22 protein-coding genes are annotated in these 22,755 nt (G+C 59.7%); 14 read left to right on the top strand and 8 right to left on the bottom strand.

Features of this window, described 5'->3' with window-relative positions:
* Positions 1 to 189 precede the first annotated feature (189 nt).
* Positions 190 to 3,102: an aminotransferase gene (locus tag CLU80_RS14995; RefSeq protein WP_099757729.1), complete on the bottom strand. Its 2,913-nt coding sequence runs from the start codon at positions 3,100 to 3,102 to the stop codon at positions 190 to 192.
* Positions 3,103 to 3,314: 212 nt separating this feature from the next.
* Between CLU80_RS14995 and CLU80_RS14990 the strand changes: the two genes are divergently transcribed.
* The 5 genes from CLU80_RS14990 (at position 3,315) to CLU80_RS14970 (ending at position 8,153) form a co-directional block, all read left to right on the top strand.
* On the top strand, positions 3,315 to 3,839 hold the full coding sequence (locus CLU80_RS14990) for a DUF3916 domain-containing protein (RefSeq protein WP_099757728.1): 525 nt from the start codon (positions 3,315 to 3,317) through the stop codon (positions 3,837 to 3,839).
* An 83-nt stretch (positions 3,840 to 3,922) separates the two neighbouring features.
* The gene (gene rfbC / locus CLU80_RS14985; protein ID WP_034151902.1) at positions 3,923 to 4,468 is read left to right on the top strand and encodes a dTDP-4-dehydrorhamnose 3,5-epimerase; all 546 of its coding nucleotides are present in this window, start codon (positions 3,923 to 3,925) and stop codon (positions 4,466 to 4,468) included.
* Positions 4,469 to 4,510: 42 nt separating this feature from the next.
* Positions 4,511 to 6,319 (top strand): sensor histidine kinase, encoded by a 1,809-nt coding sequence (locus tag CLU80_RS14980; RefSeq protein WP_007909099.1) that lies wholly within the window; start codon positions 4,511 to 4,513, stop codon positions 6,317 to 6,319.
* Positions 6,316 to 7,701 (top strand): sigma-54-dependent transcriptional regulator, encoded by a 1,386-nt coding sequence (locus CLU80_RS14975; protein WP_093430001.1) that lies wholly within the window; start codon positions 6,316 to 6,318, stop codon positions 7,699 to 7,701. The genes CLU80_RS14980 and CLU80_RS14975 overlap by 4 nt, the downstream gene beginning before the upstream one ends.
* Entirely contained in the window at positions 7,698 to 8,153 is a 456-nt protein-coding gene (locus CLU80_RS14970) for a YiiD C-terminal domain-containing protein (protein ID WP_093430000.1), read from the top strand. Before CLU80_RS14975 ends, CLU80_RS14970 begins: the two co-directional genes overlap by 4 nt.
* Positions 8,154 to 8,357: 204 nt before the next feature.
* Here CLU80_RS14970 and cysQ read toward each other — a convergent pair whose 3' ends face one another.
* The gene (cysQ, locus tag CLU80_RS14965) at positions 8,358 to 9,185 is read right to left on the bottom strand and encodes a 3'(2'),5'-bisphosphate nucleotidase CysQ (RefSeq protein ID WP_093429999.1); all 828 of its coding nucleotides are present in this window, start codon (positions 9,183 to 9,185) and stop codon (positions 8,358 to 8,360) included.
* An 11-nt stretch (positions 9,186 to 9,196) separates the two neighbouring features.
* Entirely contained in the window at positions 9,197 to 9,763 is a 567-nt protein-coding gene (nudE, locus tag CLU80_RS14960; RefSeq protein ID WP_034151897.1) for an ADP compounds hydrolase NudE, read from the bottom strand.
* 88 nt (positions 9,764 to 9,851) lie between these two features.
* On the opposite strand from nudE, the gene yrfG reads away from it, so the two are divergent.
* Positions 9,852 to 10,514, top strand: coding sequence for a GMP/IMP nucleotidase (gene yrfG, locus CLU80_RS14955; RefSeq protein WP_099757727.1), 663 nt, complete (start codon positions 9,852 to 9,854; stop codon positions 10,512 to 10,514).
* A gap of 94 nt (positions 10,515 to 10,608) precedes the next feature.
* Here yrfG and lysM read toward each other — a convergent pair whose 3' ends face one another.
* Positions 10,609 to 11,058: a peptidoglycan-binding protein LysM gene (gene lysM, locus CLU80_RS14950; protein WP_099757726.1), complete on the bottom strand. Its 450-nt coding sequence runs from the start codon at positions 11,056 to 11,058 to the stop codon at positions 10,609 to 10,611.
* Between the two features lie 137 nt (positions 11,059 to 11,195).
* Here lysM and CLU80_RS14945 point away from each other — a divergent pair, with 137 nt between their 5' ends.
* The 4 genes from CLU80_RS14945 (at position 11,196) to CLU80_RS14930 (ending at position 16,168) form a co-directional block, all read left to right on the top strand.
* The gene (locus CLU80_RS14945; RefSeq protein WP_093429997.1) at positions 11,196 to 12,083 is read left to right on the top strand and encodes a LysR family transcriptional regulator; all 888 of its coding nucleotides are present in this window, start codon (positions 11,196 to 11,198) and stop codon (positions 12,081 to 12,083) included.
* A gap of 92 nt (positions 12,084 to 12,175) precedes the next feature.
* The gene (gene fdhD, locus CLU80_RS14940) at positions 12,176 to 13,015 is read left to right on the top strand and encodes a formate dehydrogenase accessory sulfurtransferase FdhD (RefSeq protein ID WP_093429996.1); all 840 of its coding nucleotides are present in this window, start codon (positions 12,176 to 12,178) and stop codon (positions 13,013 to 13,015) included.
* Complete coding sequence (locus tag CLU80_RS14935; RefSeq protein WP_099757725.1) at positions 13,012 to 15,360, top strand: FdhF/YdeP family oxidoreductase; 2,349 nt, start codon at positions 13,012 to 13,014, stop codon at positions 15,358 to 15,360. Before fdhD ends, CLU80_RS14935 begins: the two co-directional genes overlap by 4 nt.
* A 328-nt stretch (positions 15,361 to 15,688) precedes the next feature.
* A complete protein-coding gene (locus tag CLU80_RS14930) occupies positions 15,689 to 16,168 on the top strand; it encodes a glycine zipper domain-containing protein (RefSeq protein WP_093429994.1) in 480 nt (159 codons plus the stop codon).
* 68 nt (positions 16,169 to 16,236) lie between these two features.
* Here the strand turns inward: CLU80_RS14930 and CLU80_RS14925 are convergent, their stop codons facing one another.
* The 4 genes from CLU80_RS14925 to CLU80_RS14910 all read right to left on the bottom strand — a co-directional run bounded on the left by CLU80_RS14925 (position 16,237) and on the right by CLU80_RS14910 (position 20,940).
* The gene (locus CLU80_RS14925) at positions 16,237 to 16,662 is read right to left on the bottom strand and encodes an acyl-CoA thioesterase (RefSeq protein ID WP_099757724.1); all 426 of its coding nucleotides are present in this window, start codon (positions 16,660 to 16,662) and stop codon (positions 16,237 to 16,239) included.
* 219 nt (positions 16,663 to 16,881) lie between these two features.
* The gene (locus tag CLU80_RS14920; RefSeq protein ID WP_099757723.1) at positions 16,882 to 18,108 is read right to left on the bottom strand and encodes a 3-hydroxyacyl-CoA dehydrogenase; all 1,227 of its coding nucleotides are present in this window, start codon (positions 18,106 to 18,108) and stop codon (positions 16,882 to 16,884) included.
* A gap of 214 nt (positions 18,109 to 18,322) precedes the next feature.
* Positions 18,323 to 20,257 carry a RecQ family ATP-dependent DNA helicase gene (locus tag CLU80_RS14915; protein ID WP_099757722.1) on the bottom strand — a complete coding sequence of 645 codons (1,935 nt, stop codon included), beginning with the start codon at positions 20,255 to 20,257 and terminating at the stop codon, positions 18,323 to 18,325.
* A 179-nt stretch (positions 20,258 to 20,436) separates the two neighbouring features.
* Positions 20,437 to 20,940 (bottom strand): polysaccharide deacetylase, encoded by a 504-nt coding sequence (locus CLU80_RS14910; RefSeq protein ID WP_099757721.1) that lies wholly within the window; start codon positions 20,938 to 20,940, stop codon positions 20,437 to 20,439.
* Positions 20,941 to 21,243: 303 nt separating this feature from the next.
* On the opposite strand from CLU80_RS14910, the gene CLU80_RS14905 reads away from it, so the two are divergent.
* From CLU80_RS14905 to CLU80_RS14890, 4 genes are all read left to right on the top strand, one after another.
* Positions 21,244 to 21,519 carry a hypothetical protein gene (locus CLU80_RS14905; protein WP_099757720.1) on the top strand — a complete coding sequence of 92 codons (276 nt, stop codon included), beginning with the start codon at positions 21,244 to 21,246 and terminating at the stop codon, positions 21,517 to 21,519.
* A 45-nt stretch (positions 21,520 to 21,564) separates the two neighbouring features.
* Positions 21,565 to 21,747: an antitoxin PaaA2 family protein gene (locus CLU80_RS14900; protein ID WP_099757719.1), complete on the top strand. Its 183-nt coding sequence runs from the start codon at positions 21,565 to 21,567 to the stop codon at positions 21,745 to 21,747.
* A gap of 312 nt (positions 21,748 to 22,059) precedes the next feature.
* A complete protein-coding gene (locus tag CLU80_RS14895; RefSeq protein ID WP_099757718.1) occupies positions 22,060 to 22,359 on the top strand; it encodes a hypothetical protein in 300 nt (99 codons plus the stop codon).
* Positions 22,360 to 22,535: 176 nt separating this feature from the next.
* Positions 22,536 to 22,697, top strand: a complete 162-nt coding sequence (locus tag CLU80_RS14890; RefSeq protein ID WP_225919987.1) for a YhfG family protein — start codon at positions 22,536 to 22,538, stop codon at positions 22,695 to 22,697.
* Positions 22,698 to 22,755 lie beyond the last annotated feature (58 nt).

The raw sequence follows: 22,755 nt of genomic DNA, 5'->3' as shown, positions 1-22,755 counted from the left end.
CGGCTTTAGAAGCTAGTAAATTACCTTTCGTCTAAATAAACCGAGAAAAAGCCGATACAAATCGAGTTAACAATCGAGAACAAATGTGGGAGCGAGCCTGCTCGCGAAGGCGATTGATCAATCAACACCGATGTTGAATGAGAAACCGCTTTCGCGAGCAGGCTCGCTCCCACAGGGGATTTGCAGCGCTTACAGGCCCTCGGTAAGGACTTGATCAAGCATATCGACAAAGAAATCCACACTCTGACGCGACGTCACCATCGGCGGTTTGATCTTGAGAATGTTCAGATCATCCCCGGTCGGCTGCATGAAAATCCCCAACTCACGCAAGCGATCACACAGCAACACCGTCTCCTCGGTCGCCGGCTCCAGCGTCTCGCGATTGCGAATCAGCTCAAGTCCCAGATAGAACCCGGAACCGTGCACCGCGCCCACCAACGGATGTTTATCGATCAACGCTTCGAGACGCGCCTTGAAGTGGCCACCGACCACCTGCGCGTTCTCCCAGAGTTTTTCTTCTGCCATGACATCGAGCACCGCCATGCCGATCTGGCAACTGACCGGACTGCCGCCCGCCGACGAGAAGAAATAGCCCTCGGCCTCCAGCGCCTCGGCAATTTCCCGTCGCGTGAGCACCGCGCCCAGCGGTTGACCGTTGCCCATACCCTTGGCCATGCAGATGATGTCCGGCACCACACCCTGCTCTTCAAAGCCCCAGAAGAAGTGGCCCATGCGCCCGTAACCGACCTGCACTTCGTCGGCGATGCACACGCCGCCCTGCGCGCGCACCAGCGCGTATACCTGCTGGAGATATCCCGGCGGCAGCGAGATACCGCCGGCATTGCCATACACCGGCTCGCAGATAAACCCGGCCAGTTGGCGCTTCTGTTCGGCAAGTTTCGCCAGGTGATGCTCAACACTGCGCACGTAATCCGGCGCCGAATCGAGACCACGGAATTCACCGCGATAAGTGTTTGGCGCAGGCACCGGATGCACCCAGTCCGGTCGGCTTTCCAGGGCTTTCGGGTTGTCGGCGATTGACGTTGATACCGCATCGGCGCCGACCGTCCAGCCGTGATAGGCCTCAAGCACGCTGATCATGTCGCGCCCGCCGCTGTAGGCCCAGGCCAGACGAATCGCCAGGTCATTGGCCTCGCTGCCGCTGTTGACCAGAAACACCCGGTCCATGCCTTCCGGCGCCAATTTCAGCAAGCGCTCGGAAAACTCCGCCACCGCCGCATAGTTGAATCGCGAGTTGGTGTTGAGCAGCGACCACTGCCGCGCCGCCACTGCCGCCATGCGCGGGTGGCCGTGACCGAGCACGGCAACGTTGTTGAGCATGTCGAGGTAGGAGCGGCCCTGCATGTCGATCAGGTGATTACGCCAGCCGCGTTCAATGCGCGGCGGATCAACGTAGTAGTGTTTCTGCGTGCGGGCGAAACTGGCATCGCGGCGTTCGAGCAGGGTTTTTGCGTCCAGTTCCGGCTCGGCATCGCAGGCCAGACCCAATAATGCGGCCGGCGAAGGACACAGCGCCTGCCACGCCGCTGCATGCGCCGGGGTGCAAAACAACGGCGCATCGATCTGCGCGCCCCGGCACAACTGCACCCGTAATGGGCCGCTGACTGCGCCCAGCACCTGGCCTTTGACCAGCGCCGCGCCGCTGTGCAGCGAAGGTGTCACGCCCCACAGGCGCACGCTGAGTTGCGGGCCATCCAGTTGCAGCACACCGCTTGCTGCCTGATGCACGACGCCAGCGAACGGCGCTTCTACGGCGGTACCATCGGGCACGCGCAATTCCACGTGCAGCGGGAAGGTGTCCGGTTCAACGGCGCTGTCGGGACGGGTGCGCGACAAACGGTACTGACCATAACGGCTTGCCGCCAAACCATGGGCCGCCGCCGCTTCGTTCAACAGGTGCTGATCGATGCCGGCCTGCTCCCAGTTGCCGGCCTCGAAATGCGGGCTGAGGACACCGAGATCGATCAGGGCAAATTCACGTCCGACCAGACCGGGCAGCAAGGGCGCAAAACCTTCGCTATCGATCACCGGCAATGCGTGACCGACGGCAGTGAGGATCGCCGCTTCCATGAGTGCCTGTGGCACCGATGTCGCTACGCGGAAGATTTCCCACTCATGGCTTAGGTTGTCACGGCTGTAGGTATTCGCGGGGTCGATGCTGACCTGTTGCTCGCCACTGAGCACCAGCACCGCCGCGCGCGCGACAATCAATGGCCACAGCGCTTGCAGCTCTTCATGTTGCAACGGGTTGACCGCGTGGTAGGCCTGCACCGCCGGCAGGATGACAAACGGATCGCCACCAGCGTGATGCAGCAACGCCGCACAGGTCACCGACAGATCGGTGATGCGCCAGGTGCGCACCAGATCGCCAAAGTCGATCACGCCCTGTAACTGCCAGTGACGCAGGGCATCGCGCGCCCAGACGGCGTTGTCGTCGGTGATGTCCATGTGGATCGCCTGCACCGGCAGCTTGCCCTGCAACGGCTGCAAGCGGCGCTCGGCTTGTTCGGCCGCATCGGCAATCAATATGCGTTGCTGCTCATCCTTGATCACCGGCAGCAGATGGCTGATCAGGGCACTGGCGTGACGGGCATCCCACTGCAACGTGCGCTCAAGGCCCGGGTGATCGAACCCGGCCAGCGCCAGATCCATCTCACCGCAGAGCCGGCCAAACCCCGCCACCACGTCGCGCCCCAAGTATTCGAGATGCGTGAGCGGCTGGCCCTCGATGTAATCCAGCAGCCGCACATGGACGGCTTCGCCGCCGACCTCGAGTGACAGCAGATCCTCGCCATTATTGGCCGCGATCACCCGTGGCACCGTCACCGCCGAGTGCTCGGCCAGGTACTTGAGGCCGGCATGCTGGGCTTGCAGCTCCACCAGAGCGTAATCGCCACGGCAGATTTTCAGCACGAACCGACCGCGCGGACTGTCGACGCGAAAATTCAGATCCTGCTGGCTGCCGAGCGCCTGCAGCCTGCCGCTGAGCCCGTAATGCTCCGCCAGCCATTGCTGGGCCTGCTCTGCAGAAACCTGCGGGCTGGGCAAACTGGCGCGATGAATCAACGTGGCGAGCGGCATGAAACGACCCCTGTAATTTTATTAGGCGCCTATATCGCCATTGCTTTTGGCGAGACGCAACCCCTTATACCAACTCCCGACCGGATCAAGGGCACATCACTGTGACGGCCCCCCACCAATAACTTTTCCTACAGCAATTTCAGATTGCGTTTGAACACTTCATTGTTCAACCTGCCCCCTCGAACGTTATCCGCACGGAAGCAATCCGCAAAATGTCCCAGCGCCGCCTCGCCCTCTCCAACAAAAAAGTCCGCAATATCCCTCGCCGTCTACGCGCGTTAGCCGCTTGGGCTGCTGACTTCGAAGGTTACTTTCCGGCCGACCTCACCGAAGAGGAAAAATACAGCAACTGGAAAATCCCGATTCACATGTCGATGGTCCAAGGAAAACAAGCAACCGCGGATCTGCGTCGGCAGTGCGCGCAGCACTTGATCAACGCGGCGCAGCACCTGCGTATGTCCCGACCGGAAAATGCTATCGATTGCAGAGTGGTCGCCGCCATCTTATTGCCAGGAATGTTTTCCAGCGAGATATGTATCTATACCGACATGGAATATCACCGAGGTCATATCCCGCCTGCTGATAGTGAATACGTCGAAACCGGTAAGAGCCTGGCCCAGGAATGGGGACTCGTTTTACCGCCGGGCATTGGAGAGAGAGGCCTGAGCTATACCGTTGAAGATGGCGATGGCCAGACCTATGAGGAACAACGCTGGTATTTTGGCGAGGTCGACTGAATCGCCCCTTACGGTCCGCACTCGCGTTAAATGGCACTTTGCGCAAGAATGTCGGCCATTCACACCTGCCTATGGAACTCCCCATGAATGTAATCACCACCGACCTGCCCGGTGTCCTGATCATCGAACCGAAGGTGTTCGGTGACGAGCGCGGCTTTTTCTACGAGAGTTTCAATGCCAAGGCGTTCCAGGACGCTACCGGTCTGGACACGCAATTCGTTCAGGACAACCACTCGCGCTCGCAAAAAGGCGTGTTGCGTGGCCTGCATTACCAGTTGCAAAACACCCAGGGCAAACTGGTCCGTGTGACCGTCGGTGAAGTGCTGGATGTGGCCGTGGATATTCGGCGCAGCTCGCCGCATTTCGGCAAATCGGTGGCGGTGCGCTTGTCGGCCGAAAACCATCGTCAACTGTGGGTGCCGGAAGGTTTCGCCCATGGTTTCGTGGTACTGAGCGAGTTCGCTGAATTCCTTTACAAGACCACCAACTACTACGACCCGTCGTCCGAGCGCAGCATTCGCTGGGATGATCCCGCGCTGGGCATCGACTGGCAGCTGGACGAAGCGCCGAAGCTGTCCGCCAAGGATCAGGCTGCAGCCCTGCTCAAGGACGCTGACGTCTTCGCCTGAGCCTAGGCATAATGCGCCTGACATCTCAGGCGCATCCGGCTCATGAAACCAACCCTCCCCCGCAGACCTCGCTGGCGCAGCCTCGCCCTGCTGGCCCTGTGTCTGGCGCCGCTGCTGTGGCCGCTGGAACATCTCGCCGAGCGCTATTACCGCAGTGAACTGGCCGGGCAGAACCGGCAGACCCTCGACCTGTACGTCGCCAACCTGCTGGGTACCCTGCACCGCTATGAAGTGTTGCCGCAAATTCTCGGCGACCTGCCGGCCTTGCGCGCGGTCCTCGGCGCACCGGACGACGGCGTCACCCAAGGCAATGCCAATCGCCTGCTGAAGAACATCGCCGCGCAGACCGGCGCCGAAGTCATGTACCTGATGGACACCAGCGGGCAGACGCTGGCTGCGTCGAATTGGGACAAGCACGACAGTTTCGTCGGCCGCAATTTTTCGTTCCGTCCGTACTTCAGTGAAGCCATGGCCGGACGCCTCGGACGCTTTTTCGGCCTCGGCACGACCTCGGCCAAACGCGGCTACTTCTTCGCTGCCGCCGTGCGCAACGGCGAAAAAATCATCGGCGTGCTGGTGATCAAGGTTGACCTCGACCACACCGAAAGCCTCTGGGGCAAAACCCCGGAACAACTGCTGGTGACCGACCACAACGGCGTGGTCATCCTCACCTCGCGCCCGGAATGGCGCTTCCGTTCGACCCGTAACTTGAGCGACAGCGAACGCTCGGCGATCACCGCTATCCAGCCTTACCCGACCCGCGAGCCGCGCCCCCTGAACCTCAGCCCGACTGCGTGGCTGATCCAGACTCACGACATCGCCGAAACCGGCTGGAGCGTCAGCATCCTTGCCCCACGCACGCTGATCGACCGTCCGGTGCGCACCGTGGTCGCCATCGGCGGCGCCACGCTGCTGGTGCTGATGTTGTTGCTCGGTCTGATGATGCAGCGCCGCCGCCATTATCTGGAACGCATCGCGTTCGAGGCCAAGGCACGCCGTGAACTGGAAGGCCGCGTGGCGGAACGTACCAGCGACCTCGAAGGCCTCAACCGGCGCTTGAAGGAGGAAGTGCTGGAGCGTGAACAAGCCCAACAGGAACTGGTGCGTGCCCAGGACGATCTGGTCCAGGCCGGCAAGCTGTCGGCGCTGGGGACGATGTCCGCGAGCATCAGCCACGAACTCAATCAGCCGTTGGCAGCGATCCGCAGCTACGCGGAAAACGCCGAAGTGCTGCTCGATCATCAGCGCACCGACGATGCGCGCGGCAACCTCAAACTGATCAGCGAACTGACCGGGCGCATGGCCTCGATCATCGCCCACCTGCGCGCCTTTGCCCGCCGCGATCGCCACGCGCCGGAAAGCGTTGCCCTGCAACCGGCGCTCGACGATGCCTTGGCGCTGCTGGCCAAACGGCGTCGCAGCATGGAAGTCGAACTGATCCGCGATCTGCCAGCCGCGACTCTGTGGGTCGAGGCCGGGGAAACCCGATTGCGCCAAGTGCTCGGCAATCTGCTGGCCAACGCCCTCGACGCCCTCACCGAGAAAGGCCCGCCGCGCAAACTCTGGCTGAGTGCCGAATCCACCGCCGAAGGCGTCAATCTGTACATTCGCGACAACGGCCCGGGTTTTTGCATGGAAGCCCTCGGCCGCGCCAGCGAGCCCTTTTACACCACCAAGACCCGCACTCAAGGCCTTGGCCTGGGGCTGGCCATTTGTGAAACGCTGATGCGCGCCTTCGGCGGTGAACTGTCGTTCGCCAACCACAAGCAAGGTGGCGCCTTGATTACCCTGCGGCTGCGCGCCGGTGCGCCCGGGGTCAGCCTGCAACCGTCCGAGGATCGAAGTGCATGACCATCGACAATCGCATTCAGGTGGTGTTGATCGACGACGATCCGCACCTGCGTCAGGCCCTCGGCCAGACCCTGGACCTGGCCGGCCTGAAAATTCTGCCGCTGTCCGAAGCCAAAGGCCTGGCCGCACAGCTTGAGCGTGACTGGCCGGGTGTGGTGGTCAGCGATATCCGCATGCCGGGCATGGACGGTCTCGAATTGCTCAGCGAACTGCACGCGCAGGATCCCGAACTACCGGTATTGCTGATCACCGGCCACGGCGATGTGCCGCTGGCGGTGCAAGCCATGCGTGCCGGCGCTTATGACTTTCTCGAAAAACCTTTCGCCAGCGATGCGCTGCTCGACAGCGTGCGCCGCGCCCTGGCCTTGCGCCGCCTGGTGCTGGACAACCGTAGCCTGCGCCTGGCCCTCAGCGATCGCAATGAGCTGAGCGCGCGGCTGGTCGGCCATTCGCCCCCAATGCTGCGCCTGCGCGAGCAGATCGGCGCGCTGGCCGCGACCAAGGCTGACGTGCTGATCCTCGGCGAAACCGGCGCCGGTAAAGAAGTGGTTGCCCGCGCCTTGCACGATTTATCCAGCCGCCGAAACGGCCCGTTCGTGGCGATCAACGCTGGCGCACTGGCCGAGTCGGTAGTGGAAAGCGAACTGTTCGGCCACGAACCCGGCGCGTTCACCGGCGCGCAAAAACGGCGGATCGGCAAATTCGAATTCGCCAATGGCGGCACATTGTTTCTCGATGAAATCGAGAGCATGAGCATGGATGTGCAGGTGAAGTTGCTGCGCATGCTGCAAGAGCGCGTGGTCGAGCGTCTGGGTGGCAATCAACTGATCCCGCTGGACATCCGCGTCATCGCCGCGACCAAGGAAGACTTGCGTCAGGCCGCTGACCAGGGCCGCTTCCGCGCCGACTTGTATTACCGCCTCAACGTCGCGCCACTGCGCATTCCGCCACTGCGTGAGCGCGGTGAAGATGCGCTGGTGCTGTTCCAGCATTACGCCGATGAAGCCAGCGCCCGCCACGGTTTGCCGCCCCATGAACTGCAACCGGCGCAACGCGCCTTGCTGCTGCGCCACACCTGGCCGGGCAACGTACGCGAACTGCAGAATGCCGCCGAACGTTTCGCCCTCGGCCTGGAATTGGCGCTGGATAACGCTGACGCCGAGGGCGGTGGCAGTACCACGGTCGAAGTCATCAATGGGGGCCTCAGCGAGCAGGTGGAAAATTTCGAGAAATCGCTGATCGCTGCTGAACTGGCGCGCTCCCACAGTTCGGTGCGCAGCCTCGCCGAAGCCTTGGGCATTCCGCGCAAGACCCTGCATGACAAGTTGCGCAAGCATGGCCTCAACTTTGGCGACAGCAGCCATGGGGACGAGAACGAATGATCAGCCACAGCGCCTATCTTCAGTCGGTTTTGCATCACGACATCCCGCTGACCCGAGACATGGGCCTTAAGGTGCTCGACTGGCATGAACAGCAACTGAGCCTGCATCTGCCACTCGAGCCGAACGTCAACCACAAGAGCACGATGTTCGGTGGCAGCCTCTACTGCGGCGCGGTGCTGGCCGGGTGGGGCTGGTTGCATTTGCGCCTGAAAGAGGAAGGAATCACCGACGGGCACATTGTTATTCAGGAAGGGCAGATCAGTTATCCGCTTCCGGTGACCGGGGACGCTACGGCGATTTGCCCGGCGCCTGATGCGAAGGAGTGGAAGAGGTTTCTGGCGATGTATCGGCGTTATGGGCGGGCGCGGTTGACGTTGAATACGCGGATCGTCAATCAGGGTAGCGAAGAAGACGCCGTGACATTTACCGGGCAGTACGTTTTGCATCGCTGACAATCAAAAGCCCCTCACCCTAACCCTCTCCCAAAGGGACAGGGTTAGGGTGAGGCGTCTTGCGATATAGATCGACCTGAAAGATCGAAGCGATTATGGATTCAGCAAAACTCGACCAGGTCGGCGCTACTCTCAAATATCCCGCGGTCGGCTCCCTCTCCTGGGGGAGAGGGCTGGGGTGAGGGGGATTTCGGATCAGCTCACTTAACCGCGAGCCAACTCCAACAATCTGGAGCGCCAGGCCGCCTTGGCCGGCAATGCCAAAAAGAACTCATTGAGTAGCGATTCCCGCGCCGGATAACAGAACGCCTCCCCGCGCAGATCCAGCACCTCACCGCCCGCACCTTCCAGCACACCTTGAGCCGCCGCCGTGTCCCACTGCGAAGTCGGCGCCAGTCGCGGATAGCAATCCGCCACGCCTTCGGCCAGCAGGCAGAATTTCAGCGAGCTGCCAATATTGGCCAATTGCAACTCGCCCAGACTCGCACTCAACCCGGCGAGCAAACGTTCCTGCTCGGGACTCGAATGGCGACGGCTGGCGACCACGGTGAACGCCTCGCCCGGCCCTGGCACATCGCGCACCTGAATCGCAACCGGCGTGCCGCCCTTGTCGCAACGCCAGGCACCGAGGCCTGCGCCGCCAACGTAGAAACGACCATTGGTCGGCATCGACACCACGCCGAACACCACGCGGCCGTTTTCGATCAGCGCAATGTTGACGGTGAACTCTTCGCTGCCGCTGATAAATTCCTTGGTGCCGTCCAACGGGTCGACCAACCACCAGCGCTGCCAGCCGGCGCGCACGCTCTGAGGGATGTTGGCGTCTTCTTCCGACAACACTGGAATGCTCGGGTCCAGCGCCGTCAGCCCGGCGAGGATCAGGTGATGCGCGGCCAGATCGGCCGCCGTCACGGGCGAGTCATCGGACTTGGCCGTGACCTCAACGCCGGCGCGCCAGAACGGCAAAATCGCCTCGCCGGCCTGCAAGGCCAGCTCTACGACCGGCGCCATCAACGGGTGGGGGAAATTCATCGATATCTCACTCATGCTGGAAAGAACCCGCGCTCGGTCAGCAGATCGCGGGTCAGATACAGTGCAGCCAATGCACGGCCTTCGGAAAACTGAGGATTGAGCGCCAGCGACGACAGTTCGCGCAGGTTCACTTTGTCGACACGCATCGGCTCAGGCTCGTCGCCTTCGAGACGCTCCTCGTACAAATCAGTCGCCAGAACCACCTGAATCTTCTGGCTCATGTAACCGGGCGACAGCGACAGCTCGGTCAGATGCTCCAGTTGCCGCGCACCAAAACCAGCCTCTTCCTTGAGCTCACGTTCGGCTGCCGCCAACACATCCTCGCCCGGTTCGATCAGACCTTTGGGCAAGGACAATTCATATTCGTCGGTGCCGCCGCAATACTCCTCGACCAATACCGCGTGCTCGGCATCCAGCATCGCCACGATCATCACCGCGCCGTAGCCCGCACCTTTACCAACCAGACGTTCGTAAGTGCGTTCCACGCCGTTGGAAAAGCGCAGCTTGAGTTCTTCGACGCAAAACAGGCGACTGGTGGCGACGATCTCGCGGGCAAGTACGGTGGGTTTCTGGCGCATGCAAAGCTCCTTGGCGTGAACGCGCTACTATAACGCGGCTTTCCCGATTGTTTATGTCGGATATCTTTCTACCGTTCGAGACGTTGCCATGCCTTCATTACCGTGGTCCGACATCGATACCGTTCTGCTCGACATGGACGGCACGCTGCTGGATCTGCACTTCGACAATCACTTCTGGCTGGAACACCTGCCCCAGCGTTACGCCGAACTGCACGGGGTCAGCCGGGCCATGGCCGAAATGGAATTGCAGCCGTTGTTCGAACGCCATGCCGGCCAGTTGCAGTGGTACTGCCTGGATTTCTGGAGTGCCGAACTGAAGTTATCGGTGCGTGAACTGAAGCTGGAAACTGCGCACCTGATTGCCTTGCGCCCGGATGCCGATACCTTTCTGGAAGCGATCAAACGCGCGGGCAAACGGGTGATCATGATCACCAATGCACACCGCGACTCACTGTCGCTGAAGCTTGAGCGAATCGAACTGGCGCCGTATTTTGAGCGGCTGATCAGCTCCCACGATTACGGTTTTCCCAAGGAGAACCCGCAGTTCTGGGATGCCTTGCAGGCGGACATCGGCTTTGATCCGGCGCGCAGTCTGTTTATCGACGACACCTTGCCGATTCTGCGCAGTGCGCGGGATTTTGGTGTGGCGCATTTGTTGGCGGTGAAAGAGCCGGACAGTCGCAAGGGGCCGAAGGACACGGCTGAGTTTGCGGCGGTTGAGGATTACCGCAGTTTGATTGCAGGGCTTTGATACCGAGTTGCCCCGTTCGCGAGCAGGCTCGCTCCCACATTTGGAATGCGATCCCATGTGGGGGCGAGCCTGCTTCGAGCGGAGTTCCGACGTGTTACTCAGGAATACGCAGTGTCTGCCCTGGATAGATCTTGTCTGGATGAGACAGCAGCGGTTTGTTGGCCTCGAAGATCTTGTTGTATTTGTTCGCATCGCCGTAAACGCGCTTGGAAATCGCGCTGAGGGTATCGCCCTTCTCGACCGTGACAAATTTCGCCGCCGTGGCCGCAGCACCGGTCACGGTGATCTGATCATCTACACCGCTGACGCCTGCAACGTTGCCCAGCGCCAAGAGAATCTTTTCTTTCTCTTCCTGACTGGCGGCTTCACCGGTGGCGATAACTTTTTCGCCTTCGACTTTCACCTGAATTTTCGAGGTATCAATCCCCGACAGCGCGTCCTGCACGTGCTTGGTCAGCGCCTCACCGTTTGCTTCGGCCTTGTCAGGCGTCAGTGCATCGAGGATTTTCTCACCGGCTTCTTTGATAAAGCTGAATAGGCTCATCGTGTTCTCTCCATGGAATAAAGGTTCAGTCGTCCAAGCCTAGACCACGACAGACAAACCCGGTTCCAAGCCGACCAATGACCCTGCCACCGCGCAAGCGGTAGAATCGCCCAACCCTGCCAGCGCCCGGAGCGAAGATGGACATCAAGCAGCTGAAATTCCTCATCGCCCTCGACGAAACCCGCCACTTCGGCCAGGCCGCAGCGCGTTGCCACATCACCCAGCCAACCCTGTCGATGCGCCTGCGCAGTCTTGAAGAAGAACTCGACTTGCCGCTGGTCAACCGTGGCCAGCGTTTCGAAGGTTTCACCGCGCCGGGCGAGCGCGTGCTGGCGTGGGCACGTTCGGTGATGGCGGCGTATGACGGTTTGCACGCGGAAGCGGCGGCGTGTCGCGGCAATCTGATCGGCACGCTGAGGCTGGGCGTGGTGCCGCTGTCGAGTTTCGATCCACTGCCGTTGATGCAACGCCTGCACAGCGCCCACCCGAATCTGCGCTTTGAAATGTCGGCACTGAGCTCCGAGCAGATCCTCGAGCATCTGGCGAATAACCGAATCGACATCGGTGTTTCTTATCTCGACCGCCTGGATCACGAACGTTTCGAATCACTGGCATTCGACGAAACCCGCATGGGCCTGCTGTACGACCAGCGCACTTTTACCTTCGGTGAAGCTCCGCTGAGCTGGGAATCGCTGATCGAACTGCCGCTGGGCATGCTCACCAGCGGCATGCATTTCCGTCAGTCCATCGACCACAACTTCCACAGCCGTGGCCTGACTCCGCAACCGTTGCTGCAAACCGACGCCGTGCATCAATTGTTACAAGCCGTACACGGCGGTTTCTGCTGCGCGATCATGCCGTTGGACGGCGGGCTGGAAAAACTCACCGACCATCTGCGTCTGCAGCCCATCGAAAACGCCCAGACCCTAGCGCCACTGGGCTTGATCATGCGTCGCGGGGCGCCACGCTCGGCGCTCGCCGAGGCCTGTTTCGCGCTCTATCAGAAATCGCCAACGGCGCCTTGATCGACGGCCTCTATCGATAGATCGACACTAGCGATTAGACGCGACAACTTGCCGCGCCTAGTCTTAACGTTGATCAAACCGTCGGTGATGCCATGAACGCCAAGCGCCCTGCCTGCGCGGCGCCTGCACTTGAAACGCCCGCGCCTGCCGCCAGCCAGACCTACAGTTACAGCGATTTACCCCGTGAGGAATCGGCCAGCACTGCGCTCGCCGAGGAAGTCGCGTTGGCAATTGCCTACAACGGTATCAGCCAGGCCGTCATGCTGGTGACGCCGACCGACCTGGAAGACTTCATCGTCGGCTTCAGCCTCGGCAGCGGCATCATCATCGATGCCACCGACATCTATGACCTGCAACTGACCGGCGCAGGCTCAGCGCAGTATGCGCAAGTGACCATCGCCAACCGTGCGTTCTGGAATCTCAAGCAACAGCGCCGGCAAATGGCAGGCACCAGCGGTTGCGGATTGTGCGGGGTTGAAGCGGTGGAGCAGGCACTGCCTGATCTCAAGGTCTTGCCCGGCGCGCCGCTGCCACCGAGCGAATGGCTCGACGGTCTGCGCCAGCGCATCGGTGCGTTCCAACCGCTCGGTCAGCATTGCGGCGCGGTGCATGCGGCGGTGTTCATGAACGCCAGCGGCGAATTGTTGCTCGGGCGCGAAGACATCGGTCGGCACAACGCCCTCGACAAGCTGATCGGCGGACTGATCCGCCAGAAGATATCCACAGATGGCGGACTGGCGATTGTCACCAGCCGTTGCAGTCTCGAATTGATCCAGAAAGTTTTGCGCGCCGGCATCCAGACACTGGTCAGCCTTTCCGCACCCACCGGTCTTGCCGTGCAATGGGCGCGTCGACATAACCTCAATCTCATCCACCTGCCGCAGAAAAGTGCGCCGCGGGTGTATAGCCCCGCGATGGAGAATCAAGCGTGAGCCAACATCATCAAGCCGACCAGAAACCTGTCCCGCGCTACAAGCCTTACAAAGGTGCCGCCGGCGGCTGGGGTGCCCTGATCAGTGTGGCTCAGGCCTGGTTGACCAGCGACAACGCCCTGAAAAACCTGCGCATGATGCTCAAGACCAACCAGAACGGCGGTTTCGACTGCCCGGGTTGCGCGTGGGGCGATTCGCCGGAAAGCGGCATGGTCAAGTTCTGCGAAAACGGCGCGAAAGCGGTGAACTGGGAAGCGACCAAGCGTCGTGTAGACGCCAAGTTCTTCGCCAAGCACAGCGTGACTTCCCTGCTGGAGCAGAGCGACTACTGGCTGGAATATCAGGGTCGTCTCACCGAACCGATGGTTTACGACGCCGAAACCGATCGCTACAAGCCGATCAGTTGGGACGACGCCTACACGCTGATCGCCAAGCACCTGCAAAGTCTGCCGAGCCCCGATCTGGCCGAGTTCTACACCTCGGGTCGCGCCAGCAACGAAGCGGCGTACCTGTATCAACTGTTTGTGCGCGCCTACGGTACCAACAACTTCCCGGACTGCTCGAACATGTGCCACGAGGCCAGCGGTGTTGCCCTGGCGCAGAGCGTCGGCGTCGGCAAAGGCACCGTGACCTTCGATGACTTCGAACACGCCGATGCGATTTTCGTCTGGGGCCAGAACCCGGGCACCAACCACCCGCGCATGCTCGAACCCTTGCGTGAGGCAGTGAAACGCGGCGCGCAGGTGGTGTGCATCAACCCATTGAAAGAGCGTGGTCTGGAACGCTTCCAGCATCCGCAACACCCGATCGAAATGCTCACCAACGGCGACAAGCCAACCAACACCGCTTATTTCCGCCCGGCACTCGGTGGCGACATGGCGCTGCTGCGCGGCATGGCCAAGTTCCTCCTGCAGTGGGAGCGCGATGCGCAGAAGGCTGGCGAACCTGCCGTGTTCGATCATGACTTCCTCAATGCCCACAGCGCCAACGTGCTCGAGTACCTGGGCGTAGTCGATGACACGCCGTGGGAACAGATCGTCGAGCAATCCGGCCTGACCCTCGTAGAAATCGAGCAAGCCGCGCGTATGTACGCCAAGGGCAAGAACGTAATCATGTGCTGGGCGATGGGCATCACTCAGCATCGCCACTCGGTGCCGACGATTCAGGAAATCGCCAACCTGATGCTACTGCGCGGCAACATCGGCAAACCGGGCGCCGGCCTGTGCCCGGTGCGCGGCCACAGTAACGTGCAAGGCGACCGCACAATGGGCATCAACGAGCGTCCGCCGGTGGCGTTCCTCGATTCGCTGGAGCGACGCTTCCAGTTCAAGGTGCCGCGCCACAACGGCCACAACGTGGTTGAAGCGATCCACGCAATGGCTGAGGGTCGCGCCAAGGTCTTCATCGGTCTGGGCGGTAACTTCGCCCAAGCCACGCCGGATAGCCCGCGTACCTTCGCCGCACTGAGCAATTGCGACCTGACCGTGCAGATCAGCACCAAGCTCAACCGCAGCCACCTGGCTCACGGTAAAGACGCGCTGATCCTGCCGTGCCTCGGTCGTACCGACATCGATATCCAGACCGAAGGCCCGCAAGCGGTCACCGTGGAAGACTCGTTCAGCATGGTTCACGCTTCCAACGGTCAGTTGCAGCCGCTGTCGAACCAGATGCGTTCAGAGCCGTCGATCATTGCCGGTATCGCTGCCGCCACATTGGGCAGTAAACCGGTGGACTGGAACTGGCTGGTGGCTGATTACGGGCGCATCCGCGAACTGATCGCCGACACCATTCCCAACTTCAAAGCGTTCAACGAGAAGATCAAGAACCCGGGCGGTTTCTACCTCGGTAACAGCGCTGGCGCACGCAAGTGGAACACGCCGTCGGGCCGGGCCAATTTCCGCGCCAACATGTTGCCGAAAGATCTGGTGCACGAACGCACTCGCGCCACCGGGCAAATACCGGACCTGATCCTGCAATCGATGCGCTCCCACGATCAGTACAACACGACGATTTATGGCCTCGACGACCGCTATCGCGGGGTGAAAGGCCAGCGTGATGTGCTGTTCGCCAATGAGGCGGACATCATTCGCCTCGGCTTCCGTCCGGGGCAGAAGGCTGACATTGTTTCGATATGGGACGATGGTCGCGAGCGTCGGGTAAAGGGCTTCACACTGCTGGCATTTGATATTCCGGCGGGACAAGCCGCAGCTTATTACCCGGAAGTGAATCCGCTGGTGCCGCTGGAAAGCACCGGGGATGGCAGCCATACACCGACGTCGAAGTTCATTGCGATTCGACTGGAAGCGGCGAGTGAGACTGGGTTGATCATGGCCAAGTCCGCGTAACGCGATGTCAGAACCGGCCTCTTCGCGAGCAAGCTCGCTCCCACATTGGAATGCATTTCAAATGTGGGAGCGAGCTTGCTCGCGAAGGCGTAGGTTCAAGCAATACGCTTCCAAGCCCTAGCACTTTTCCAACGCCCACAAAAAAGGCCGCTTTTTCACAAAAGCGGCCTGTCCGAAGTAGCTAAAGACCGGCGAAAATCGGTTAAGTTCCGCTGATAAAACAGCAACTTGCAAAATTGTATACAAGTCGTGTTATTCGTCGGATTTCGATTGTCACGCTCGTTACACAGCCTCAGGATCGGCGCCGTCATCCCTTTGAGGCTCATCTATGAAGTTCTCCTCGATTCTCTTGTTGTCCCTTGGCCTGGTCAGTGGTTTTGCTTCCGCAGGCGGCACCACCGAAGCAGGTGTGGGCGGCGCATTGGGCGGGGTTCTTGGCTCGGTCGTCGGTCAGTCCTTAGGCGGCAATACAGGTTCCACCATCGGCGCAGCCTTGGGCGGCGCGGGTGGTAGCGCGGTTGGCGCCGACAAACGCAGCCGTGGCGAAGCCGCCATCGGTGGTGCGCTGGGCGCAGCCGGCGGTAACGTGGTCGGCCGCAGCATGGGCGGCACCACCGGCAGCCTGATCGGCTCCGCAGCAGGTGGCGGCGCCGGTGGCGCGCTGGGCAACTACATGGGCAACAAGAGCGATGACGACGATCGTCGTTACGATCGCCGCCATGATGATCGTCGCTACTATCGTGACGACCACCGTGGTCGCGGCCATGCCTACGGCCACCGCAAGCATCACAAGTACTATCGCGACTGAGGCCTCAAACACCTCGCTGGCCGGTAAAGCAAAATCGCAGCCTAAGGGCTGCGATTTTTTTTTGCCGTTTACACCACCAGGTATTCCAGTGCCTGCCGCAGTTCAGCAGGGATCGGCACCGGCTGATTACTCGCCCGATCGACGAATACGTGAACGAAGCGCCCGGCCGCACACGCTTCGCTTTCACCCACCTTGAACACCGCCAGCTCGTATTGCACTGAACTGTTGCCCAACTTGCCGACCCGCAGACCGATCTCGATCAGGTCCGGGAAGGCGATCGAGGCGAAGTAATCGCACGCCGAACTGACTACAAATCCCACCACCTCACCGCCATGAATATCCAGACCACCGACCTGTATCAGGTAGGTGTTCACCGCCGTGTCGAAGAAGCTGTAGTAGGTGACGTTGTTGACGTGACCGTAGGCGTCGTTGTCGTGCCAGCGTGTGGTGATGGGCTGGAAGTGGGGGTAGTCGGTGCGCTGAGGGGTGGACATGTTTGTGCTGGTTCTCTTGTTTTTTCAGTGAGGCTGCTTGCCCTCACCCTAGCCCTCTCCCAGAGGTAGAGGGGACTGACCGAGGTGTTCTCTCGAAATACACCGACCTGATCCTTCGAGTCGAACTCAGATGCTGAAACCCACGCAGATCGGCTCCCTTCCCCCTCTCCCCCCTGGGGGAGAGGGCTGGGGTGAGGGGGAACGATTTTGGCCGCGACATTACACTTGAGCAAACCCCTTATCCTGCGCCACCAACTCACCAATCAACCGCGCCGGTTTCCACTGATCGCCCTGCCGCGTCTCCAGCGCCAACAGCCGCGAATGAATATTCGCCAGCCCTTGCTGATCCGCCCAGGCCATCGGCCCGCCCTTGTCCGCCGGGAAGCCGTAGCCGTTCAGGTACACCAGATCGATGTCGTGTGCAGACTCGGCAATGCCCTCCTGCAAAATCTTCGCACCCTCGTTGACCAATGCCAGAAGACTGCGCTCCAGGATCTCCTCAGGACCGATCTCGCGGCGCTGGAAGCCCAACTCTTCGCTGACCTGCAATACCAGCGCATCGACCTCAGGATCGTGCTCAGCCTGACGACGGCCCGGTTCGTAATGGTAATAACCGTTGCCAGACTTCTGCCCGAACCGGCCCATCTCGCACAAACGGTTATCCACCTGCACCTCTGGCGCATCCTGGCCCTTGCCGGCCAACTCGCGTGCACGCCATTCCAGATCGATGCCGACCACGTCGTACATGCGGAACGGCCCCATGGCAAAACCGAAACCTTGCAAGGCTGCGTCGACCTGCTGTGGATAAGCGCCCTCAAGCAACATCTTGCGCGCCTCGAGGACATACGGATGCAGCATGCGATTGCCGATAAAACCATGGCAGTTACCCGACACCACACTGACCTTGCCCATGCGTTTACCCAGTGCCAGTGCCGCCTCCAGCACCGTCGCAGAGGTCTGTGCGCCGCGAACGATTTCCAGCAGTTTCATGATGTGCGCCGGGCTGAAGAAATGCAGGCCCAGCACCTGATTCGGACGCTTTGTCGCTGCGGCTATCGCATCGATGTCCAGCGCCGACGTATTGCTTGCCAACAGTGCCTCAGGCTTGAGCAAACCATCCAGCTCACGAAAGATCTTCTGCTTCAGCTCAAGATTTTCGTACACCGCCTCGATCACCAGATCGACATTGCGAATCGCCGCATAATCCGCTGCCGTACTGACCCGCGCCAAACGCGCATCCGCTTCGGCCTGATCAACCCGTCCCTGGCGCACGTTGTGTGCATAAGTCTCGGCCACAGTGGCGAGTGCCTGTTCAAGCATCTGTGGATTGTTATCCACCCATTGCACCGTCACGCCGGCATTGGCCAGACACATGACAATGCCCCGGCCCATGGTGCCCGCGCCGATCACCGCGGCTTGCTGAATATCGAAGGTTGTCTGGCTCATGTTGTTCTCTTGTTGGCGATCCAAAGACTGGTCTCACCTTAGTCAGCCATCGACGTTTTTTGAAGTTTATTACCGTGATGATCGACATTCAGCGGATGGATACAGCCCTGCTTTTGTGGGAGCGAGCCTGCTCGCGAAAGGGTCATCACATTCAAAATAGTGTTGCCTGATGTACCGCTTTCGCGAGCAGGCTCGCTCCCACAAGGGCTCTTGCTCAACCGAGCAAATGATCATCAGCCCAGCTGCGGACTTCGGCGTAGGGATATTCCTCCAACGCAGCAAACCCGGGAATAGCGCGCGCCTTGAGCTTGGTGAACAACGGCACGCTGATCCCACACAAAAATCGCGTCAACCGCTCAGCCGTTGGAATCACCCCGGTGTACTGCTCATGCCTGTGGATAAAATCACCACACAGCGCCGCAAAGTTTTTATCCACAAGTGCTGGCAACTCCGGTGGTGCCGGCAACCGCGCCACTTGACCATGACACACCGAACAATGCCCACACTGCTCGGGCGCATTGTGATCACCGAAATACTCCGCCAGGCGATAACCCAGGCAGCGTTCGGTGGCGAATACCTCAAGCATGGCGTGGATGCGCGCCACTTCGGCCTGCTCATGTCGGGTGAAATATTCATGCAGCTCGGCACTCAGGGCATCGCTGTCGAAGTCGCTGTGCAGCAGGCTGTAGACCTCGGTCATCTGCTTGCTTTCAAGCTCGACCCAACCCTTCTCCTGGAAGTAATCCAGCGCCTTCACCACCCGATTGCGCTCGGCGGAATATTGCGAATACATCGCCTCGAAATTCACCGTGGCCCAAGTGCGCGCGCGAGCCGAGGTCTGAATAATTGCAGCGACGAAATCCCTGCGCTCACCGTCGAAGCGCTCAAGCAGCACTTCGGGTTCCAGCAGGTATTTGAAACGGTATTCGGCGTAATAGGCGTAGCGCGGCGCGATCAAACCGCGCAGTTCCAGTTGCACCAGCAAGGTCTTCAGCGGCAGTGCACGAATGTTGCTTTGATCAGCCAATGGCCCGAGCAGAAACTCCCACTGCCCTTCCGGCACCGAGGCCTTCAGTTCGTCGAGCACATAGCGGATGCCGTCACGCTCCGGCGTATCACCGTAGACGAAGTTCTCCAGCACGTTGAGGCTGTCGCGATTGGCTAAAACCAGACAGTCCGATGGCTGCCCGTCGCGCCCGGCGCGGCCAATTTCCTGACTGTAGTTTTCGATGGATTTGGGCAGGTCGAAGTGCACGACATTGCGGATGTCACTCTTGTCGATGCCCATGCCGAATGCGATGGTCGCGACGATGCAATTGGACTGCCCAGCCATAAAGCGCTTCTGGATCGCCTCGCGTTTGTCGTGGGCTAAACCGGCGTGATACGCCTCGGCCTGAATGCCGTTGCGCTCAAGGTGTTCAGCGATGTGCTCAGCAGTTTTCTGCAAGGTCACGTAGACGATGCTCGGCTGCCCCGCACGCTCGGTCATCCACTCGACCAGCCGCCGGCGCTTGTCCTGGCCACGTACCGGTTCGACCAGCAGATTGAGGTTGGGCCGGTAGAAGCCGGTGGTCACCACATCGTCAGCGGCAATAGCGAATTTGGCCTGCATGTCGGCGATGACTTTCGGTGTTGCGGTGGCCGTCAGTAGCAAAGTTTGCGGGATGTTGAACTGCCGCTGATAGTCCGGCAGCTTGAGATAATCGGGGCGGAAGTTATGGCCCCACTCCGAGATGCAATGCGCCTCGTCCACCACCAGCAGCGAGATGGGTACCTGCTGCAAAAAGTTGCGAAAGCGCTCGTTTTTCAAGCGCTCCACCGAGATCATCAAAATCTTCAATTCACCCGAGCGGGCGCGGGCCATCACGTCATTGGCATCATCGCGACTCTGCGCCGAATCGATGCTGCCAGCGGAAATACCGTGTCGCTGCAAAAAGGCCAGTTGATCCTGCATCAACGCCAGCAACGGCGAGACTACCAACGTCAGGTGCGGCAGCATCAGCGCCGGCAATTGGTAGCAAATCGACTTGCCGGAACCGGTGGGAAAAATCGCCGCTGCCGAGCGCCCGGCCAGCACCGCGCTGATCGCCGCCTCTTGCCCGGGTCGAAACTGTGGGAAACCAAAAACCTGTTCCAGGGTGTTGTGCATTCGCTGTCACTCCATTGACTGCTGCCATGCCAACAGCCTAGCGGGCGATCGCAGCGAGTCGAGAAAAGGTCGGGGCCAAATCGATTCGGAATGATACAGCGATTACTTGATTGCCACGGTCCCTGTGGGAGCGAGCCTGCTCGCGAAGAGGCCAGTCAGAACAACACCACACCGAAGGTTCAGGGGCGCAACACCGCCACCCGCAACTGCTCATTCAGCATCTGCTCATGCACACCTTGGCTCTTGCTCGCCCACAGCGCATGAGCCGGGCTGATGTCCCCCGTGAACGCTGCCGCCAACTGCCGCAGGTCAGCGACGCTGCGCACACGCGGGCAGAACAGTTGTTCATCACAGCTCTGACTGGCGTTGCGATAGGTGCTCAACAACCCCTCCCAGAGGCCATCACGCACGTGGCGAATCGACTTCAATTGCACGTGGGGCACACCGAGTCGCTGCTCAAGCCCTTCCTCATCCAGTGCTTCGCTGGCCAACAGAGCTTTGGCGAACATCAACACTTCACCGCGCGCCGCCGTGTCCATGCTCGCCTGGCTGATGATAGCCTCCGGCCAATCGGTGCGATCGAGGCGATCCAGCACCCACGCATTGCCAATGTCAGAGGCCATCGCCAAACGGCAAGTGCTCAGCCCGAGCAATAAAATCGCGGCCATTCGTAGCCAGTGCATACCTAATTCCCTTTAAGCGCGTGTCAGACGTTTGGAAACGCCCTACAGATTCTGGCGCGCACGATACAGCGGTTTACCGCGAATCGCCTGACAATCACGTAGGAATTATTACGCCTAAGGGTTTTGGCCTGAAAAAGCTGCGAAAACACGTAAGGTATTTCCTCAAAACACGGAAAAACCCCTACGAATACTGTCCATTGCGGCTGTCTTGTCCCACAGAGAAACGCCCTTCTATAGTGGCCGGCGCGGCTGCAAATCCGCTGCCGGCCCGCCCCAGCGCTTCAGAACAGGACACGCCTCACCATGATCAACCGCTATCGCCCACTCAAGACCTGCTACAGCGAAAACCCGGTACTGCTTATCGACAGCAACTCCAGCCAGACTGACCTGATTAATGCCGCCGATCAACGCCTGCGCGCGGCCGGTGATTTGCTGGAAACGCTCTACTGCTTATGTTTCAAACAGGCTGATGTGAAAGATATCCCCAACATCGTTAATGCGCTTTATTTGCTGATACAGGATGGCTGCGACTTGCTTGAAGTGGCCAAACAGAGGCCAGCGCAGTCGGTGTACAACTAGATCACTCCAGGTCAGCGCTATATCTCCTTGGGCAGGAATCCAACAATGAATGTTACGAACGATGAGTTCGATCCACCGAGTGACGAGGATGCCTACACGGCTTGGTTAATCCGACAGGTTCAAGCCAGCCTTGATGATCCTCGCCCCAGCATTCCCGATGAGGTATCCAGAGCATTGATGGCTGATAAACGCGCGCGTTTAAAACAGAAGGTCGATCAGCGGCGATGACCTATCAAATCTACGTCCCGTTCCTACAAAGACAGACTCCTTGTCTTCTATCGGCTTCGTGTAGCTGATCTCTATAGTCGTGGCTGTCGCTGCTAATCAGCGGCTCAGGTTTGGTCACCTGAAACAGAGATAACTGATGCATGCCCTTGTATGCTGCCAGCACATTCTGTCGGCACGCTTTATGGCGGCTGTGTTTGGGACGCTTCGGCGTACCGGGTTATCTCTGCCGGTTTGACCAACTTGAACACAGCCCGCCTCCACCGCTTGGTCACGGTAGCAGCGGTTTTTCGATACCTTCAGAGATATCTAAAAATGAAAACATGGAATCAGTTTCTTACCGAACGCTACCGCCCACTCGAATCCAATCTCACCGACACCAAGCCTCTGCTCATCGATACAGCCGCCAACCCGAAAGACATCCTCGAATGCGCCGTCCAGCGCCTGCGCGCTTCAAGCGACCTGCTACGCACCCTCTACTGCCTCAACTTCAAACAAGCCGACGTCGAAGACATCCCCCACATCACCCACGCCCTCTATCTGCTGACGCAGGATGGCTGTGACCTGCTGCAAGTCGCACAGCAGCAGATGCTCAACTGGAAGGCTCCAGCCTGAATCGAGTGATCGTATCGCTCTTATGCACTCTGTGAGAGCGATCAAAAAAACGGTAATCAAACATGGGAGCAACCATGAGCAAATTCTTTGATGAGCTGATGGAAAGCGTTATCGAGATGGACGAGATCTTACGCAAAAAGCATCGCGATTCAGACTCGAATGCTGATACGAGCGTTTTGACGTTTCAGCAAAAGCAGGCCCATTACGACAAGGTTCGCCGATCAAACTATTTGGCCAGCCTACGCATTGAAGGTTTTGAAACCACCCCTGCCGATGCTGAAAAGCCACTTTCCTCACGTATGCAGGTTCTCGAAAAGTACCGGCAAAAACCGGGCTGACTAGAGGAAGCGCTAACGTTCAAGTGGCAGTATTCTAGCTATATGAACCGAAAACAGA

Origin of the sequence: Pseudomonas sp. 29 (assembly GCF_002754355.1) — a bacterium.
Lineage (GTDB): Bacteria > Pseudomonadota > Gammaproteobacteria > Pseudomonadales > Pseudomonadaceae > Aquipseudomonas > Aquipseudomonas neuropathica.
Note: the sequence above shows the minus strand (reverse complement) of the source record. Positions and strands in the feature narration are given on the sequence as shown.

Bases quoted from the DNA above. Each gene is read 5' to 3' on its own strand.
- CLU80_RS14900 (WP_099757719.1), top strand. From the start codon at position 21,565: ATGAATGTTACGAACGATGAGTTCGATCCACCGAGTGACGAGGATGCC.
- nudE (WP_034151897.1), bottom strand. From the start codon at position 9,763: ATGCGCCAGAAACCCACCGTACTTGCCCGCGAGATCGTCGCCACCAGT.
- CLU80_RS14970 (WP_093430000.1), top strand. From the start codon at position 7,698: ATGATCAGCCACAGCGCCTATCTTCAGTCGGTTTTGCATCACGACATC.
- CLU80_RS14975 (WP_093430001.1), top strand. From the start codon at position 6,316: ATGACCATCGACAATCGCATTCAGGTGGTGTTGATCGACGACGATCCG.
- CLU80_RS14995 (WP_099757729.1), bottom strand. From the start codon at position 3,102: ATGCCGCTCGCCACGTTGATTCATCGCGCCAGTTTGCCCAGCCCGCAG.
- fdhD (WP_093429996.1), top strand. From the start codon at position 12,176: ATGAACGCCAAGCGCCCTGCCTGCGCGGCGCCTGCACTTGAAACGCCC.
- CLU80_RS14910 (WP_099757721.1), bottom strand. From the start codon at position 20,940: ATGCACTGGCTACGAATGGCCGCGATTTTATTGCTCGGGCTGAGCACT.
- CLU80_RS14905 (WP_099757720.1), top strand. From the start codon at position 21,244: ATGATCAACCGCTATCGCCCACTCAAGACCTGCTACAGCGAAAACCCG.
- CLU80_RS14990 (WP_099757728.1), top strand. From the start codon at position 3,315: ATGTCCCAGCGCCGCCTCGCCCTCTCCAACAAAAAAGTCCGCAATATC.
- rfbC (WP_034151902.1), top strand. From the start codon at position 3,923: ATGAATGTAATCACCACCGACCTGCCCGGTGTCCTGATCATCGAACCG.
- CLU80_RS14980 (WP_007909099.1), top strand. From the start codon at position 4,511: ATGAAACCAACCCTCCCCCGCAGACCTCGCTGGCGCAGCCTCGCCCTG.
- cysQ (WP_093429999.1), bottom strand. From the start codon at position 9,185: ATGAATTTCCCCCACCCGTTGATGGCGCCGGTCGTAGAGCTGGCCTTG.
- CLU80_RS14925 (WP_099757724.1), bottom strand. From the start codon at position 16,662: ATGTCCACCCCTCAGCGCACCGACTACCCCCACTTCCAGCCCATCACC.
- yrfG (WP_099757727.1), top strand. From the start codon at position 9,852: ATGCCTTCATTACCGTGGTCCGACATCGATACCGTTCTGCTCGACATG.
- CLU80_RS14920 (WP_099757723.1), bottom strand. From the start codon at position 18,108: ATGAGCCAGACAACCTTCGATATTCAGCAAGCCGCGGTGATCGGCGCG.
- lysM (WP_099757726.1), bottom strand. From the start codon at position 11,058: ATGAGCCTATTCAGCTTTATCAAAGAAGCCGGTGAGAAAATCCTCGAT.
- CLU80_RS14895 (WP_099757718.1), top strand. From the start codon at position 22,060: ATGAAAACATGGAATCAGTTTCTTACCGAACGCTACCGCCCACTCGAA.
- CLU80_RS14930 (WP_093429994.1), top strand. From the start codon at position 15,689: ATGAAGTTCTCCTCGATTCTCTTGTTGTCCCTTGGCCTGGTCAGTGGT.
- CLU80_RS14915 (WP_099757722.1), bottom strand. From the start codon at position 20,257: ATGCACAACACCCTGGAACAGGTTTTTGGTTTCCCACAGTTTCGACCC.
- CLU80_RS14945 (WP_093429997.1), top strand. From the start codon at position 11,196: ATGGACATCAAGCAGCTGAAATTCCTCATCGCCCTCGACGAAACCCGC.